This window comes from Inquilinus sp. Marseille-Q2685, from assembly GCF_916619195.1.
Classification (GTDB): Bacteria; Pseudomonadota; Alphaproteobacteria; order DSM-16000; family Inquilinaceae; genus Inquilinus.
The window spans coordinates 852763-869706 of the sequence record NZ_CAKAKL010000001.1 but is presented as its reverse complement, the minus strand read 5'-3'; the positions used below and the strand labels follow the sequence as shown (position 1 = coordinate 869706).

Below are 16944 nucleotides of genomic sequence, written 5' to 3'. Positions count from 1 at the left end.
GCAAAGACAGACGGGAGAGGAAACATGGCTGAGTTCACGCGGCGCGACGTTCTGAAGACCGGGGCGGGGCTTGCCGCGGCCGGCGCCCTCGGCACCTCCGGCCTGGTCCGGCCGGCCCATGCCCAGGACCTGTCCTACACGCCGGAATCGGGCGCCTCGCTGCGGGTGCTGCGCTGGGCCAAGTTCGTGCAGGGCGACGAGACCCAGTGGCTCGCCAACACCAAGGCGTTCAGCGACAAATACGGCGTCCCGGTGCGGGTCGACAGCGAAGGCTGGGAAGACATCCGGCCGAAGGCGGCGGTCGCCGCCAATGTCGGCAGCGGGCCCGACATCGTGCTGGTGTGGTTCGACGACGCCCAGCTCTATCCCGACAAGCTGCTCGACGTCACCGAGCTCGCCAACTATCTCGGCAACAAATACGGCGGCTGGTACGAGGGCCTGCAGGGCTATGCCCAGCGCGACGGCAAGTTCATCGGCCTGCCGCTGGCCGCGATCGGCAACGCCATCTGCTACCGCGAGAGCTGGGTCAAGGAAGCCGGCTTCTCCGAGTTCCCGAAGGACACCGACGGCTTCCTGGCGCTGTGCCGCAAGCTGAAGGAGAACGGCCATCCCGCCGGCTTCACCCTCGGCAACGGCGTCGGCGACGGCAACAATTTCGGCCATTGGATCATGTGGAGCCATGGCGGCAAGATGGTCGACGAGCAGGGCAACGTCGTCATCAACAGCCCGGAGACGATCGCCGGGCTGAAATATGCCGCCGAGCTGTACAAGACCTTCATCCCCGGCACCGAGGCCTGGCTCGACACCAACAACAACCGGGCCTTCCTGGCCGGCGAGGTCAGCGTCACCGCGAACGGCGTGTCGCTCTACTACGCCGCCAAGAACGACGCCAATCTGAAGGAGATGGCCAAGGACATCCGCTGCGTGCCGCTGCCGATCGGCCCGGTCGGCAAGTCGGTCGAGCTGTGCCAGACCACCTCGGCGATCGTCTTCAACTACACCAAGTACCCGAACGCGGCGAAGGAGTACTTGCGCTTCATGTGGGAGAAGGAGCAGTTCTTCCCCTGGATGGAGCAGGCCAGCGGCTATTGCTGCCAGCCGCTGAAGGGCTATGCCGACCACCCGATCTGGAAGGCCGACCCGAACCACGCCGCCTATGCCGGCGCGTCGGAGCGGTTGCGGCCGAACGGCTATGCCGGTCCCCTCGGCTACGCCTCGGCCGCGGCGATGGCGGACTACATCGTCGTCAACATGGTCGCCGAGGCCGCCACCGGCCAGCGCACGCCGGAGGAAGCGGCGGCGCGGGCCCAGAAGCGGGCCGAGCGCTACTACCGCGTCTGAGTCGTAGGTTGGGTTCGCGACCGCGAACCCAACATTGTTTCCGCGGCCCGATGTTGGGTTCGCCTCGGCGAACCCAACCTACGGCACATCTCCTGAGGGAGAACTGATGTCGACGATCGCGCAGCGAAGATCGCCGCCCCCGACCGCGTCGTGGATGGCGCGGATGATGGAGAGCCGCAACGCGCTGGGGCTGGCCTTCCTGCTGCCGGCCGCGGTGATCCTGCTGCTGTTCCTGACCTATCCGCTCGGCCTCGGCGTCTATCTCGGCTTCACCGACACGCGGCTCGGCCGGCCCGGCATCTGGATCGGGGCCGAGAACTACGAGTTCCTGTACGAGGATTCGATCTTCTGGCTGTCGGTGTTCAACACGATCCTCTACACGGTCGTCGCCAGCATCTTCAAATTCGTGCTCGGCCTGTGGCTGGCGCTGCTGCTGAACCGGCACCTGCCGTTCAAGGCCTTTCTGCGCGCCATCGTGCTGCTGCCCTGGGTGGTGCCGACCGTGCTGTCCGGCATCGCCTTCTGGTGGATCTTCGACGCCCAGTTCTCGGTGATCTCCTGGGCCCTGATCCAGCTCGGGCTGATCGACACGCCGATCAACTTCCTGGGCGACGTCGCCAATGCCCGGGCCTCGGTGATCGCCGCCAACATCTGGCGCGGCATTCCCTTCGTCGCCATCACCCTCCTGGCAGGTCTGCAGACCATCCCGCAATCGCTGTACGAGGCGGCGGTGCTGGACGGCGCCAGCAACTGGCAGCGCTTCCGCTGGATCACCCTGCCGATGCTGTCGCCGATCATCGCCGTGGTGATGACCTTCTCGGTGCTGTTCACCTTCACCGACTTCCAGCTGATCTATGTGCTGACCCGCGGCGGACCGCTGAACGCCACCCATCTGATGGCGACGCTGTCCTTCCAGCGCGCCATCCCCGGCGGCCAGCTGGGCGAGGGGGCGGCGATCGCCTCGGCGATGATCCCGTTCCTGCTGGCGGCGGTGATGTTCAGCTATTTCGGCCTGCAGCGGCAGCGCTGGCAGCAGGGAGGGCGCGACTGATGGCCGTGAAACAGGACGCCGTCGCCGACGAAGGCGGCATGGGCTATCTGGAGCGGCTGCCGCGCCGGGTGGTGACGGTCTACCTGCCGCTGGCCGTGTTCGTCTTCGTGCTGCTGTTCCCGTTCTACTGGATGGCCGTCACCTCGGTGAAATCGAACGCCGAGCTCTACAACTACAAGGACTTCAACCCGCTGTGGGTGGCCGAACCGACGCTGCGGCACATCCGGTTCCTGCTGTTCGAGACCTCGTACCCGGCCTGGCTGTGGAACACGATGGTGATCGCGGTCGGGTCGACCCTGCTGGCGCTGGTCTGTTCGGTCCTCGCCGCCTATGCGATCGAACGGCTGCGCTTCACCGGGGCGCGCTTCGTCGGCCTCGCCATCTTCCTGGCCTATCTGGTGCCGCCCTCGATCCTGTTCATTCCGCTCGCGGTCCAGCTCGGCGAGCTGGGTCTGCTGAACAGCCAATGGGCGCTGATCCTGACCTATCCGACCTTCCTGGTGCCGTTCTGCACCTGGCTCTTGATGGGCTATTTCCGCTCGATTCCCTTCGAGCTCGAGGAATGCGCCATCATCGACGGGGCCTCGCGGCTGCAGATCCTGCGCCGCATCACCCTGCCGCTGGCCGTGCCCGGCCTGATCTCGGCCGGGATCTTCGCCTTCACCCTGTCCTGGAACGAATTCATCTATGCCCTGACCTTCATCTCGGATTCCGAGCGCAAGACCGTGCCGGTCGGGGTCTTGACCGAGCTGGTCCAGGGCGACACCTACCAATGGGGCGCCCTCATGTCGGGGGCCCTGCTGGGCTCGCTGCCCGTGGTGCTGCTCTACTCCTTCTTCGTCGAGCACTACGTCTCCAGCATGACCGGCGCCGTGAAGGAATGATCCCGGAACCAGGGAGAAGGCCGTGACCCGGACCGCGTCCGTCGACACCCCGCTGCTGCGCGTCGCCTACGAGGAGTCGGGACCGGCGGATGGCCCGCCGCTGATGCTGCTGCACGGCTGGCCGGACCATCTCCGCACCTGGGACCGGATGCTGCCGACGCTGCACGAGGCCGGGTTCCGAACCCTGGCGCCGAACCTCCGCGGCTTCGGCGGCACCGCCTTCCGCGACCCGGGCACCATGCGCTCGGGTCAGCTCTCGGCGCTCGGGCAGGACGTGCTCGATTTCGCCGACGCGCTCGGCCTCGATCGCTTCGCCGTGGTCGGGCACGACTGGGGCGCCCGCGCGGCCTATATCGCCAGCGCCCTGGCGCCGCAGCGGGTGTCGCACTGCATCGCCATGTCGGTCGGCTGGGGCACCAATTCGCCGGACCAGGAGCTCAGCCTGACCCAGGTCCAGAACTACTGGTACCACTGGTACATGGCGCTCGACCGCGGCGCCGATCTGGTGCGCCGCGACCGCCGCGGCTTCACCCGCCACATCTGGCGGATCTGGACCCCGGGCTGGGAGCTGTCCGACGCGGAGTTCGACGAGACGGCCGCGGCCTTCGACAACCCGGACTGGGCCGAGGTGGTGCTGCATTCCTACCGGGTGCGCTGGGGCCTGGCGCCGCGCGACCCGCGCTACGACGCGCTTGAGCAACGCCTGGCCGCAAATCCGGAGATCGACGTGCCGACGCTGGTCCTGCACGGCGGCTCCGACCCCTGCAACGACCCCTCGACCTCGGCCGGGAAGGAGAAGTTCTTCCGCGGCCGCTACGAGCGCGATGTGCTGCCCGGGATCGGCCATTTCCCCCAGCGCGAGGCCCCGAACGTCGTGGCCGAGGCGATCCTGCGGTTCATCCGGTCGGAGGGCTGAGCGCGATCTCCCGGACGATCGGCCTTGCCTGCATGGGAGCGCCCGCCTATGCCACAATTCCGGGCCAATCGGCCGCTAGCTGTAGCGGTCGGGGGACGGGCAGGGCGGATGGAGGACGGGTTGAGAGCGGCAACGGGCGTGTTTCTGGCCTTCACCGGCCTTCTCGGCGTGGTCGTGCCGGCGCTGGCCGCAGCGCCCGACCTGCCGCTCTACCGGGAATTCCGGGACTGGCAGATCGCCTGCGACAACACAGGGCGCTGCGAGGCGAGGGGCTTCAGCCGGGAGGATAGCCCCGACGCCATCGCGGTGATCCGGGTGACGCGCGAGGCCGGACCGGACGGGGCGCTCGTGGTCAGCCTCGAAAGCGAGGGCGCGCTCGATCGCGCCGATGTCCGGATCGTTGGCGGCGCCGCGAAGCGGGGCGGCCTCGGGTCCGGCGCATGGACCGGCGGCGGGGACCAGGCCCTGGTGCTGCGTGACCCGGCCGGCGCCGCCGCCTTCCTGAACGGCCTGCGGAACGCGGACAGGCTGAGCCTGGGCAAGGCGGGGACCGTGTCCCTGGACGGCATGACCGCCGCCCTCCTGGCCATGGACGACGCCCAGGGACGCGTCGGCACCACGACCGCCCTGGTCCGCCCGGGCAGCAAGCCGGCGAGCGCGGTTCCGGCCGCCCGCCCGCTGCCGGCGATGCCGGTCGCGCCGCCTGCGCCGCCGGCCATCCCCGATGCCGTCGCATCCCGGATCGCCGCCGAGGTGCGCGCGGCGCAGAAGGATTTGCTGTCGGCCTCGGGTTGCTTGTCGCCCGACGCTCCCCACGACCAGGTCGTGCCGCTGACGGCCACGGAGGCGTTGGTCATGCTGCACTGCGGCCTCGGCGCCTATCAGTCCGCCTATCTGCTGTTCCGGACGCCGCAGCAGGATCCGGGCGCGGCCCGCCACCTGGTGCTGTCGACCCCGAAGGCCGGCTGGGCCGGCGACGTCGACGATTCGTCCGGAACCCTGATCGACCCCGACTACGACCCGGCGACCGGGACGCTGATGTCGGCCGGCCGGGGCCGCGGCATCGGGGATTGCGGCTCCTCGGCCCGCTGGGTGTTCGACGGCAAGGACTTCCGGATCGCGCGATACAGCTTCCAGGACAGCTGCCGCGGCTTTCCGGGCGACTGGCCTGTCCTGTGGCGGACCACGGCGGCGGACTGATCCGCCCCAAGCCGGGCTGAACGACGAAGCGACGGCTCCGCCTGCACGGCGGGCAGGGCATTGACATCTCCGTGCGCCTCAGCATAGTTAGTTAACGATCGCTAACATCTTGAGTCGCGATATGGCCGGCAAGGGCAGGGACACCAGGGCGCGGATGGAGGAGGCGGCCATCCGCCTGTTCGCCGAGCGCGGGGTGGAGGGCACCTCGGTGCGCGACATCGCCGCCGCGGTGGGGGTTACCGAAGCGGCGCTGTACCGCCACCTGACCTCGAAGGACGAGTTCGTGGCCGGGCTGTTCGCCGACCGCTATGTCGAGTTCGGCCGTCAGGTCCATGCGGCGCAGGACGGGCTGACCGGCTTCGCGGCGCGGATGCGCGCGATGGTCGAGGCCTGCTGCCGGCTGCACGACCGCGATCCGGCGCTGTTCCGCTTCCTGCTGATCGTCCAGCACCGGGCGTTGCCCAGCTTCACGGTCGGCGAGCCCAACCCGGGCGACGTCATCGGCGCCGTGGTCGCCGACGGCATCCGCGAGGGCGCCGTGACCATCGCCGACCCCCGGCTCGCCACCGCCATCGCCTTCGGCTGCGTGCTGCAGCCGGCGGTCTTTCTTCTCTACGGCCGGCTCGACGGCGGCCTGGCCGACCGCGCGCCGGAGATTGCCGGCGCCGTGCTGCGGGCGCTCGGCGCCCCGACCGCCTGACCTCCATCCGTCTCAGCGCAAGGAGACGTCATGATCGACCCGATCGTGTTCCTGCTGATGATCGCCGCCATGATCTGGCTCGGCGTCCAGGTCCTGACCCAGCGCAGCGCCATCCGCGAGCTGGAATCGCGCCTCGACCTCATCGACGAAGAGGTGCCGCCCCGGCGGCCATCGCAGGCTGCGAGACCTTGACCGATCCGCGATGCTCTTCATATATACGTCATGATATTTGTATCATGACGTATATATGGAGTGATCGCGATGCCGCTCAGCATCCGGGACGAGCTCACGGATAGGTTGGTCCGGAAGCTCGCCAAGCGGAAAGGTCTCGGCCTCACCGAGGCCGTGCGTCTGGCGGTCGAAAACGAGTTGCGCCGGGATGAGGAGGCCGTTCCGCTTCGCGAGCGGTTGCGGCCGCTGCAGCACCGCATCGCCGCCCGGCCGGCGACCGGGCTCGAGGCGGACAAGGCGTTCTACGATGAGCTGAGCGGCGACCTCTGATGTTCATCGACGCCTCCGCCATCGTCGCCATCCTGACCCGGGAGGACGACGCCGACGTGCTGGCCGATCGCCTCGAGGCGGCACCGCAGCCGATCACCTCGACGGTCGCGGTCTTCGAGGCGGCGCTGGGGATCTGCCGGAAACGCCACGCGAGCGTCGCCGAGGCAGAGGCCGATGTTCGGGAGTTCCTGGAGACGGCGAAGGTGAGCGTTGTCGCGATCGATGCCGCGGAAGCATCGGCAGCACTGAAGGCGTTCGACCGCTACGGCAAGGGGAGAGGGCATCCGGCCCAGCTGAACATGGGCGATTGCTTTTCCTATGCCTGCGCCGCCACCCGCGACGCCCCCCTGTTGTGCAAGGGCGAGGATTTCGCGAAGACCGACATCCAGCTTGCCTGACGGCGGACTTCGCCTCCGCCGACAGCCTCAGCCCGCCCGGTCCTTGTCGATCTGGCTCTTCAGCGCGTCGAAGCCGACGGCGCCCGGGATGATCTGGTCGTTGATGACGAAAGCCGGCGTGCCCTGCACGCCCAGCGCCTCGGCCAGGTCCATGTTGGCGCGCAGCTCCGCCACCACCGACGGGTCGTTCATGTCCTGCTTCAGCTTGTCGAGGTCGAGCCCGACCTGCTGGGCGGTGTCGTAGATCACCTGGTCGGTCAGCTGGCCCTTGAAGCCCATCAGCTTGGTGTGGAAGTCCAGGTACTTGCCCTGCTTCTGCGCCGCCAGCGAGGCGCGGGCCGCGGTCACCGAGGCGGGGCCGAGGATCGGGAACTCCTTCAGCACCACCTTGAGCCCGCTGTCCGCCTTCATCAGGCGCTCCAGGTCCGGCTGGGCCCGCTTGCAGTAGCCGCACTGGTAGTCGAAGAACTCGACCAGCGTGACGTCGCCCTGGGCGTTGCCGATCACCGGCGAGGTCGGGCTGCGGAAGATCTCGTCGGCCCGGCTGGTCAGCGTCTTGGCCTGGCTGGCGCGCTCCTCCTCGTCCTTCTTGGCCTGATAGGCGTCCAGCGCCTCGACCACGATCTCCGGATGGGCGCGGATGTAGTCGCGCACGACCTGTTCGATCGCCTCCTTCTGGGCCGGATCGATCGCGGGCGTGCTCTGCTGGGCCGAGACCGACGGCGACGCAACCGCCACCGCGGCGAGGACGGCCAGGCTGGCGAGGCGGGGGCGGAGCATCGGGGTATCCTTTCGCTGAAGCATGTCCCACTAGTCGCCTTTCGCGACGGGATGATCAAGCGTTACACGGTTTCGGCGACAATTCGACCGCAAGGCCATGCGCTAACCAGGCCGGTCCTCGGCCTCCCGCTGCAGATCCTGGGCGCGGCGCCAGCCGGGGGAGCCGCGCGGCAGCAGTTGCAGCGCCCGGTCGACCTGGGCCCGGGCGTTGCGCTTGTCGCCGCGGGCGAGGTTGTCCTCGGCCAGGGCCAGCGCCGCCTTGCCCATGTCGCCGACCTTGCCGTAGGCGGTGCCCAAGAGCCGCCAGACGATCGGCGGCGTCTTCTCCGGCTCGACGCTGGCCCGCTCCAGGTCGCGGATGGCGCTGCGCAGCTCGGCGTCCGAGCCGCGGTCGATCTTGGTCTGGGCCAGCGGGATCAGCAGCAGCGGCTCGCCGGGCAGGAGGGCCAGGGCGCGCTCGTAATACGGGCGGGCCTCGGTCAGCCGCCCGGTCTCCAGCAGGATCTGGCCGCGCAGCTCGAGGAAATAGGGGTTGCGCGGCTCGGCCTTGATCAGCGCGTCGGTGCGGCCGAGCGCGTCGGCGAAGACGTTGTTGCGATAGGCCGCGATCGCCCGGGCGTATTGCGCCGGGATGCTGGTGTCGCCGGGCGGATAGACCCGCGCCACGCCCATCGGCTGGGTGAAGCCGAACAGCTTCGCCCGCATCCGCGCGAACATGTCGTCGTAGCCGGGCGGCATGGCGCCGCCGCGCAGCGGCGACTTGTCGACCGCCTCTTGCACCGCCTCGATCCGGTCCTGGGTCAGCGGATGCGTGCGGGTGTATTCCGAGCCGCTCGGGCGGGCCAGCTCGGCATCCTGCATGCGCTTGAGGAAGCTGAGCATGCCGTCAGCCGGGATCCCGGCCTGGGCCAGGAAGCGCAGCCCCGCCTGGTCGGCCGAGCTCTCGATCCCGCGGGTGAAGTTGACCATGTTCTGCCGGACCATGTCCTGGGCGGTGACGGCCCCGGCCATGGCGGCGTCGCCGCGCCCGGCCGCGGCCCCGGCGGCGGCGCCGAGCAGCGAGCCGATGGTGGCGATCAGCCGGCTGCGCTCCATCTGCTCGGCGCCGCGCACCAGATGACCGCCGGCGATGTGCCCGGTCTCGTGCGCCAGCACGGCCAGCAGCTCCCCGGCGTTGCGGGTCTGCAGGATCAGCCCGGAATGGACGAAGATGTTCTGGCCGCCGGCGACGAAGGCGTTGGCGTCGTCGTCATTGACCAGGAAGATGCCGACGGCCTCCGGGTTCAGCGACGCCGCCCGGAAGATTGGCGTCATCATCCGGCGGATGCTAGTTTCGATCTCGGCGTCGCGGACCACCGGAATGCGTTGCGCCTGGGCCGCCGCGAGGGGCCCGACGATGACCGTCGCCAGGGCCAGCATCAAGATCCGAATGACCCGTCCCAACGCTCCGCTCCCTCCGTGCCGGCGATCCGTTCCGATGGATCATCACGCTAGAGGCCGACTGTGTCGACCCGGTGGCGCCGTGCCGCCCCGGACCGTTCCCGAGACCCGACCGTCATGAAGATCTCCCGCCGCGGCCAGGTGCCGCCCTTCATCGTCATGGATGTGATGACCGCCGCCGCCGCGCGCGAGAAGACGCATGGCGACGTGCTGCATCTCGAGGTCGGCCAGCCCTCGACCCCGGCGCCGGCCGGCGTGCTGGCCGCGGCCCAGGCGGCGCTGGGCCAGGACAAGATCGGCTACACCGTGGCGCTCGGCATCCCCCCGCTGCGCCAGGCGATCGCCGGCCATTACGGCCGGGCCTACGGCACCGCGGTGACGCCGGAGCAGGTGGTGGTCACCACCGGCTCCTCCGGCGCCTTCCTGCTGGCCTTCCTGGCCGCCTTCGACGCCGGCGACCGGGTGGCGCTGGCGGCGCCGGGCTACCCGGCCTACCGCAACATTCTCACCGCCCTCGGCATCGAGGCCGTGGAGATCCCGGCCGGGCCGGACACCCGCTACCAGCCGACGCCGGAGCTGCTGGAGAAGCACGGCGGCAGGCTCGACGGGCTGATCGTCGCCAGCCCGGCCAACCCGACCGGCACCATGCTGTCGCCCGAGGCGCTGGCCGAGCTGACGGCTTATTGCGAAGCGAAGTCGATCCGCCTGGTGTCGGACGAGATCTATCACGGCATCACCTACGGCATGGGCACGGCCACGGCGCTGGAGACCAGCCGCAGCGCCATCATCGTCAACAGCTTCTCGAAATACTATTCGATGACCGGCTGGCGCCTGGGCTGGCTGGTGCTTCCGGAGGACCTGCTGCGGCCGGTCGAATGCCTGGCGCAGAACCTCTACATCTCGCCGCCCTCCCTGTCGCAATACGCCGCCGTGGCGGCCTTCGATTGCGGCGAGGAGCTGGACCGCAACGTCGCCCGCTACGCCCGCAACCGCAGCCTGCTGCTGGAGGCGCTGCCGCGCGCCGGCTTCGACCGGCTGGCCCCGGCCGACGGCGCCTTCTACCTCTATGCCGAGATCGGCCACCTGACCAACGACAGCGTCGAGTTCTGCCGGCGCATGCTGGCCGAGACCGGCGTGGCGGCGACGCCGGGCGTCGATTTCGACCCGGTGCGCGGCCACGCGACCATGCGCTTCTCCTTCGCCGGCGCGACCGAGGAGATGGCCGAGGCGGCGGACCGGCTGCATCGCTGGCTGCGCTGACATGGCACGGGCGGCGCGGCGCCGGGCGACGTCCCGCTGGCGGCTGCCGCGCCTGCCGCTGCCGCGTCTCGCCCTGCCGGGCGCGCTCGGCCGCTGGTGGAGCCGGCGGCGCTGGTGGTCGAAGATCCTGTGGGGCCTGTTCGCGCTGCTGGTCCTGGCGCCGCTGGCGCTGACGGTCGTGTACCGCGTGCTGCCGGTGCCGGCGACGCCCCTGATGGTGCTGCGCCTGTTCGAGGGCGAGGGCTGGCACCGCGACTGGGTGCCATGGAGCGGGATCGCCCCGGTGATGGCCAAGGCCGCGGTGGCGGCGGAGGACAACCTGTTCTGCCGGCATGACGGCTTCGACTGGGACTCGATGCGCAAGGCCTGGGACCGCTACCAGTCCGGCATCGGCAGGCTGCGCGGCGGCAGCACCATTTCGAACCAGACGGCGAAGAACATCTTCCTCTGGGATGGCCGCACCTTCATCCGCAAGGGCCTCGAGGCCTATCTGACGGTGATGATCGAGGCGCTGTGGCCGAAGCGCCGGATCATGGAGGTCTACCTCAACGTGGTCGAGCTCGGCCCCGGCATCTACGGGGTCGAGGCCGCGTCGCGGGCCTATTTCGGCAAGAGTGCCGGCCAGCTCTCGGCACGCGAGGCGTCGCTCTTGGCCGCGGTGCTGCCGAACCCGCGCGGCTGGTCGGCGGGCAAGCCGTCGCGCTACGTCGCCGGCCGCGCCGCCACCATCCAGCGCCGCATCGGCCAGCTCGGCGACCTGCTGGACTGCGTGTCCTGACCCGGATCTGCAATCTTTCGTTCCTATAGTCGGTCCGTTGAGCGAGGAGGGGGAGCGCATGGCCAACGACATCATCCTCAACACCAACACCGAGTATTCGCAGTCCGAGCCCGCGACCGCGGCGCTGGCCGGCGGCGGCTTCGTGGCGGTGTGGGACGACGGCAACCAGGATGACGGCTTCGACGGCTTCACCGGCGTCTATGGCCGGGTCTTCGACGCGCAGGGGCGGGCGCTGACGCCCGAATTCCACATCCCGATCGACCATGTCGACCAGCAACTGCACGCCAAGGTCGTCGGCCTGCCCGACGGCGGCTTCGTCGTCGCGTGGGAATCGGACGGGGTCGACCACACCGGCGCCGACAACAACGACTTCAACATCTTCATGCAGCGCTTCTCGGCCACCGGGCAGCGCATCGGCGGCCAGGTCCAGGTCACGCCGGATCGCGAGCTCGACCAGAGGCTCGAGGATCTGGTGGCGCTGCCCGATGGCGGCTTCCGCATCGTCTATGCCGCCTCCGACATCCGCACCGAATGGGACGTCTACACCCAGCGCTTCAGCGCCACCGCCGCGCGGGTCGGAGGCGAGGTGATGATCAACACCGAGGTCGATACCGGCCTTCCCTTCGTCGGCGGCTACGCGACCCCCGACTATCAGCTGCTGCCGCTGGCCGATGGCGGCTTCATCGCGGCCTATTGGGAGGAGCCGGAGAGCGTCAACGGCCGGCAGGTCTATACCCAGCGCTACGACGCCGCGGGCCACGCGGTCGGTGCGCGCAATCTGGTGTCGACCCTGGCGGGGCAGGACGACAACTGGCGCCCGCGCATCGCCGCGCTCGAAGGCGGCGGCTATGCGGTGGCCTGGACCCAGCGCGACGGCGAGGATCTCGACGACTCCGACGTGTGGCTGCGCACCTATGACAGCCAGGGCCGCGCCCTGACCGGCCCGGTGCAGGTGAACACCGACACGGCCGAGGGGCAGTATCTCGGTGAGATCGTGGCGCTGCCGGGCGGCGGCTTCCTGGTGACCTACGCCGCGTGGGCGTCCGACGTCAGCGAGTTTCCCTACGACTATTACGGCGCGAACGGGCGCACCTACGACGCCGCCGGCCGGCCGACGAGCGACATCTTCTACATCTCGGAATTCGTCTACGAGGACATGGGAAGCCTCGGCGCGATCCGGCTGCGCGACGGCGGCATCGTCGTCAGCTGGCACGGCGGCGCACTGGTCGAGGAAGACATCTTCGCGACGGTTCTCGGCCAGGGCACCGGCGGAAACGACGTCATCGCGGCGGTGGTCCCCGGCAGCTGGCGCGGTTTCGACGGCGACGACCGCATCACCGGCACGGCCTTCGCCGACACCTTGTCGGGCGACGCGGGCAGCGACATCCTCCGCGGCGGGGTCGGGGCGGACACTCTCGACGGCGGCGCCGGCTTCGACCTCGTCACCTATGTCGACAGCGCCAGGGGCGTGACGGTGAACCTGGCCGCCGGCCGCGGCAGCGGCGGCACCGCCACCGGCGACACCCTGGTCTCGATCGAGGCCGTCAACGGCTCCGCCTATGCCGACACCCTGGTCGGCGGCAGCGCCGCGGAGATTCTGCGCGGCGGCGCCGGCAACGATGTCCTCCGGGGCGGGGCCGGGGCAGACACCCTCGACGGCGGCGCCGGCTCCGACCTCGTCACCTATGTCGACAGCGCCAAGGGCGTGACGGTGAACCTATCCGCCGGCAGGGGCAGCGGCGGCACCGCCACCGGCGATACCCTGGTCTCGATCGAATCCGTCAAAGGCTCCGCCCATGGCGACGCCCTGATCGGCAGCAGCGCCGCCAACGTCCTGACCGGCGGGGCCGGGGCAGACGTGCTGACCGGCGGGGCCGGCGCCGATCGCTTCGTCTTCACCGCCCTCGGCGAGAGCGTTGTCGGGGCGAATGCCGACCGGATCACCGATTTCAACCACGGCCAGGGCGATCGCATCGACTTGGCGGCGATCGACGCCAACGCCGGCCTCGTCGGCAACCAGGCCTTCAGCTTCATCGGCAGCGCGCTGTACACCGGTATGGCCGGCCAGCTCCGCTACGTCGTGAGAGACGGCGTCACCACCATCGGCGGCGATGTCGACGGCGACAAGGTCTCCGACTTCCATATCACCCTGACCGGCGCCATCGCCCTCGTCGCCGCCGACTTCGTGCTGTAGCCGGATCCTAATCGCCCTCGGCGCAAGCCGGCTCGGTCGTGACGGACCCGGCGGTCTCCCCGTCGAAGTCCGCATAGATCCGGCCGAGCGGGGTCAGCGCCCCGCTGTCGTCCACCAGTCGGGAGGTGACGGTGGCCTCCCGGTAGGCGCCGGCGCCCATCCAGGCGTAGCGCTCGACATAGGGGCGGCGCTCCAGCTCGGGCAGGACGGTCCGCATGAACCGTTCCGTCGCCTCGGTGCTGTACCGGTTCCTGCGCCCGTCCCGCGCGGCCCAGTCGGAGACGGCGAATTCTGTGATCCAGATCGGCTTCCCGTAGGCCGCGTGGATGTCGTCGATCTTGCGCAGGAAGCTCCTGGCCGACGGCGCGCCGTACCAGTGGACGGCGACGAAATCATAATCCTTGCCCTGTTCGGCCATCCGGGCCGCGAAGCCCTCGAACCAGGGGCCGAGCGCGTTGACGGCTGCCGGGCTGCCGATGCGGCGGGCGAGGGGCCGGAGCCGGTCCCAGGCGCCGACCGCCTCGTCCACCGACATGTCGGCCTGCCGCCGTCCGTCCGGCTCGTTGAAGGCCAGCAGCGCGCAGGGCCTCGGTCCGGCCTCGAGCTGCGCGACCTGCCGATCCATCTTCGCGCCGTCCGACCAGATCATCGGCACGAATTGCGCGGACCCCGCGCCGTCGATGGGTGTCGTGTTCCAGGTGTAGTACCAGTTGGCGTCGAGTCGCTGGATCGTCCCGGCCGCATCGGCGTCCCGTGGACCGATCGCCACGCCCTTCTTCCCGCCGGCGACCGACGGCGCGGCGGCCGCGATCGCGAGCGTGCAGATGACGGCGCAGAAAAGGGCGGCCCGTCTCATATCGACCTCGACGGCGATGGTTCCGGGAATCGGTCGGTCAGGCGTAGCATCTTTGTCCTCCCGTACAAACCTCGCGGAATTCGGACTGGAATCCGGACCGGTCGCACCGCTATCCTGGCAAGGCCTGCGCCCGTCCGGGGGGAGCGTCGCCGAAACGCCGCCTCTCATCCGCCCGGGACCCGCCCCTCATCTGATCCGCCCTCTCTCGAGCCTTGGCAGACGCCTCGTTCTTGAGCGTGACGCCTTGGCTCCCTCCGCAGCGATCGAGGCTTCGCCGATGAACGATGTCTTCAAGGCCGAGGATTCCGCCGCGCTCCAGTTCGGCATCGGCCAGCCGGTGTCCCGCATGGAGGATCCGGTCCTGCTCCGGGGCGAAGGCCGCTACACCGACGATGTCAGCCTGCCGGGCCAGGCCTATGCCGCCTTCGTACGCAGCCCCCATGCCCATGGCGTCATCGCCGGCATCGACGCCGAGGCGGCCCGCGCGATGCCGGGCGTGCTCGCGGTCTACACCGCTTCCGACCTGGCCTCGATGGGCTATGGGCCGCTGAAATGCCTGTTCGCGTTCCAGAACCGTGACGGTTCGCCGATGACGAGGCCGCTGCGCCACGCGCTGGCCTCGGACAAGGTGCGTTTTGTCGGCGACCCGGTCGCGGTCGTGATCGCCGAGACCGCCCATCAGGCGCGCGACGCGGCCGAGGCCGTCGCGCTCGACATCGACCCGCTGCCGGCGGTGACGCGGGTCGCGGAGGCGGTCGCGCCCGGCGCGCCCCAGCTTTATGACGACGCGCCCGGCAACCTGGTGCTCGACTACCACTATGGCGACGCCGAGAAGGTGGCCGAGGCCTTCGCCGAGGCGGCCCACGTCACCCGGCTCGTGCTCCTCAACAACCGCGTCGTCGTCAACGCCATGGAGCCGCGCGCGGCGGTGGCGAGCTACGACGCCGGCACCAGGCGCTTCACGGTCTATGCGCCGAGCCAGGGCGTGTTCGGCAAGCGCAACAACCTGGCCGAGGCGATGGGCGTCCCGGCCGATCGGATCCACCTGATCACCGGCCATGTCGGCGGCTCCTTCGGCATGAAGGGCGCGGTGTTCCCGGAATATGTCTGCCTGCTGCACGCCGCGCGGGCGCTCGGCCGGCCGGTGAAGTGGACCGACCAGCGCTCCGACAGCTTCGTCTCCGACCATCACGGCCGCGACATGGAGGTGGTGGCCGAGCTGGCGCTGGACGCCGAGGGCCGCTTCCTCGCCACCCGCTTCACCGGATACGGCAATCTCGGGGCCTATGTCTCGCAGGTCGGCCCGATGATGACGACGCTGAACATCGCCAAGAACTCGATCGGCATGTACCGCACGCCGCTCGTCGAGGTGAACACGATCTGCGCCGTCACCAACACCGTGCCGATCGGCGCCTATCGCGGCGCCGGGCGGCCGGAGGGCAACTACTACATGGAGCGGCTGATCGACACGGCCGCCGCCGAGCTCGGCATCGACCGGGTCGAGCTGCGCCGCCGCAACATGGTGGCGCCGGACCAGCTGCCCTGGAAGACCCCGGCCGGGACGGCCTATGACAGCGGCGACTTCCCGGGCCTGCTGGCCCGCGCGATCGAGGCCGCGGACTGGGACGGCTTCCCGGCCCGGCGGGAGGAGAGCGCCGCCCGCGGAAAGCGGCGCGGCCGCGGCATCGGCTGCTATCTCGAGGTGACGGCGCCGCCGGCGAACGAGATGGGCGGCATCCATTTCGAGCCGGACGGCACCGTCACCATCGTCACCGGCACGCTCGACTACGGCCAGGGCCACTGGACGCCCTTCGCCCAGGTGCTGCATTCGAAGCTCGGCATCCCGATCGACCGCATCCGCCTGGTCCAGGGCGACAGCGACCGGCTGATCGCCGGCGGCGGCACCGGCGGCTCGAAATCGATCATGGCCAGCGGCGCCGCGATCCTGGAGGCGGGCGATCTGGTGATCGAGAAGGGCCGGCAGATCGCCGGCCACCTTCTGGAGGCCGGCACCTTCGACGTCGAGTTCCGGGACGGCCGCTTCACCGTGGCCGGCACCGACCGCGGCATCGGGCTGATGGAGCTCGCCGGCCGGATCTCCGCGGGGCTGGAGCTGCCGCCCGACGTCCCGGAGTCGCTCGACGTCGACCATGTCTTCAAGCAGGCGCCGTCGGCCTATCCGAACGGCTGCCACATCGCCGAGGTCGAGATCGACCCGGAGACCGGCGCCACGTCGGTGGTGCGCTATGTGATGGTCAACGATTTCGGCACGGTGGTGAATCCGCTGCTGGTCGAGGGCCAGCTGCATGGCGGCGTGATGCAGGGCGTCGGCCAGGCGCTGATGGAGCGCACCGTCTATGATGCGGAGGGCCAGCTGACCACCGGCTCCTTCATCGACTACCAGATGCCGCGCGCCGCCGACGCCCCGCCGGTGTTCACTTTCGAGAGCCGCCCGCAGCCCACCGCGACCAACCCGCTGGGCGCCAAGGGCTGCGGCGAGGCGGGCTGCGCCGGGTCGCTGCCGGCGGTGATGAACGCCGTGGTCGACGCACTCTCCGGCCTCGGCATCCGCCACATCGACATGCCGGCGACGCCGCTCGCGGTGTGGGAGCAGATCGCGACACGGCGGGCTTAGTCCCGCCGCA

16 protein-coding genes are annotated in these 16944 nt (G+C 69.8%); 13 read left to right on the top strand and 3 right to left on the bottom strand.

Translation table 11 applies throughout. The features are described from left to right. Positions 1-24: 24 nt before the first annotated feature. The 9 genes from LG391_RS04100 (at position 25) to LG391_RS04060 (ending at position 6991) form a co-directional block, all read left to right on the top strand. A complete protein-coding gene (locus tag LG391_RS04100; protein ID WP_225766690.1) occupies positions 25-1341 on the top strand; it encodes an ABC transporter substrate-binding protein in 1317 nt (438 codons plus the stop codon). Positions 1342-1447: 106 nt separating this feature from the next. Next, positions 1448-2392 carry a carbohydrate ABC transporter permease gene (locus LG391_RS04095; protein WP_225766689.1) on the top strand — a complete coding sequence of 315 codons (945 nt, stop codon included), beginning with the start codon at positions 1448-1450 and terminating at the stop codon, positions 2390-2392. Further along, a complete protein-coding gene (locus tag LG391_RS04090) occupies positions 2392-3276 on the top strand; it encodes a carbohydrate ABC transporter permease (RefSeq protein ID WP_225766688.1) in 885 nt (294 codons plus the stop codon). The genes LG391_RS04095 and LG391_RS04090 overlap by 1 nt, the downstream gene beginning before the upstream one ends. Positions 3277-3298: 22 nt before the next feature. Continuing rightward, entirely contained in the window at positions 3299-4192 is an 894-nt protein-coding gene (locus LG391_RS04085) for an alpha/beta fold hydrolase (RefSeq protein ID WP_225766687.1), read from the top strand. A 120-nt stretch (positions 4193-4312) separates the two neighbouring features. Beyond that, on the top strand, positions 4313-5392 hold the full coding sequence (locus LG391_RS04080) for a DUF1176 domain-containing protein (RefSeq protein WP_225766686.1): 1080 nt from the start codon (positions 4313-4315) through the stop codon (positions 5390-5392). A gap of 121 nt (positions 5393-5513) precedes the next feature. Next, positions 5514-6092, top strand: coding sequence for a TetR/AcrR family transcriptional regulator (locus tag LG391_RS04075; RefSeq protein WP_225766685.1), 579 nt, complete (start codon positions 5514-5516; stop codon positions 6090-6092). 30 nt (positions 6093-6122) lie between these two features. Further along, a complete protein-coding gene (locus LG391_RS04070) occupies positions 6123-6284 on the top strand; it encodes a hypothetical protein (RefSeq protein ID WP_225766683.1) in 162 nt (53 codons plus the stop codon). Between the two features lie 69 nt (positions 6285-6353). Then, a complete protein-coding gene (locus LG391_RS04065; RefSeq protein ID WP_225766681.1) occupies positions 6354-6593 on the top strand; it encodes a type II toxin-antitoxin system VapB family antitoxin in 240 nt (79 codons plus the stop codon). After that, entirely contained in the window at positions 6593-6991 is a 399-nt protein-coding gene (locus tag LG391_RS04060) for a type II toxin-antitoxin system VapC family toxin (protein WP_225766679.1), read from the top strand. The genes LG391_RS04065 and LG391_RS04060 overlap by 1 nt, the downstream gene beginning before the upstream one ends. A 27-nt stretch (positions 6992-7018) precedes the next feature. On the opposite strand, the gene LG391_RS04055 is transcribed toward LG391_RS04060, so the two are convergent. Both LG391_RS04055 and LG391_RS04050 read right to left on the bottom strand, forming a co-directional pair. After that, positions 7019-7771, bottom strand: a complete 753-nt coding sequence (locus LG391_RS04055; protein ID WP_225766677.1) for a DsbA family protein — start codon at positions 7769-7771, stop codon at positions 7019-7021. A gap of 102 nt (positions 7772-7873) precedes the next feature. Beyond that, on the bottom strand, positions 7874-9214 hold the full coding sequence (locus LG391_RS04050) for a M48 family metalloprotease (RefSeq protein WP_225766675.1): 1341 nt from the start codon (positions 9212-9214) through the stop codon (positions 7874-7876). Positions 9215-9328: 114 nt separating this feature from the next. Between LG391_RS04050 and LG391_RS04045 the strand changes: the two genes are divergently transcribed. The 3 genes from LG391_RS04045 to LG391_RS34850 are packed head-to-tail and all read left to right on the top strand — an operon-like array spanning position 9329 to position 13443. Continuing rightward, positions 9329-10471 carry an aminotransferase class I/II-fold pyridoxal phosphate-dependent enzyme gene (locus tag LG391_RS04045; RefSeq protein WP_225766673.1) on the top strand — a complete coding sequence of 381 codons (1143 nt, stop codon included), beginning with the start codon at positions 9329-9331 and terminating at the stop codon, positions 10469-10471. Between the two features lies 1 nt (position 10472). After that, on the top strand, positions 10473-11249 hold the full coding sequence (mtgA, locus tag LG391_RS04040) for a monofunctional biosynthetic peptidoglycan transglycosylase (RefSeq protein WP_225766671.1): 777 nt from the start codon (positions 10473-10475) through the stop codon (positions 11247-11249). A 58-nt stretch (positions 11250-11307) separates the two neighbouring features. After that, the gene (locus tag LG391_RS34850) at positions 11308-13443 is read left to right on the top strand and encodes a calcium-binding protein (protein ID WP_225766669.1); all 2136 of its coding nucleotides are present in this window, start codon (positions 11308-11310) and stop codon (positions 13441-13443) included. 7 nt (positions 13444-13450) lie between these two features. On the opposite strand, the gene LG391_RS04030 is transcribed toward LG391_RS34850, so the two are convergent. Beyond that, complete coding sequence (locus tag LG391_RS04030; RefSeq protein WP_225766667.1) at positions 13451-14299, bottom strand: glycosyl hydrolase; 849 nt, start codon at positions 14297-14299, stop codon at positions 13451-13453. Between the two features lie 277 nt (positions 14300-14576). Here LG391_RS04030 and LG391_RS04025 point away from each other — a divergent pair, with 277 nt between their 5' ends. Then, positions 14577-16934, top strand: a complete 2358-nt coding sequence (locus LG391_RS04025; RefSeq protein WP_225766665.1) for a xanthine dehydrogenase family protein molybdopterin-binding subunit — start codon at positions 14577-14579, stop codon at positions 16932-16934. Positions 16935-16944: the final 10 nt, after the last annotated feature.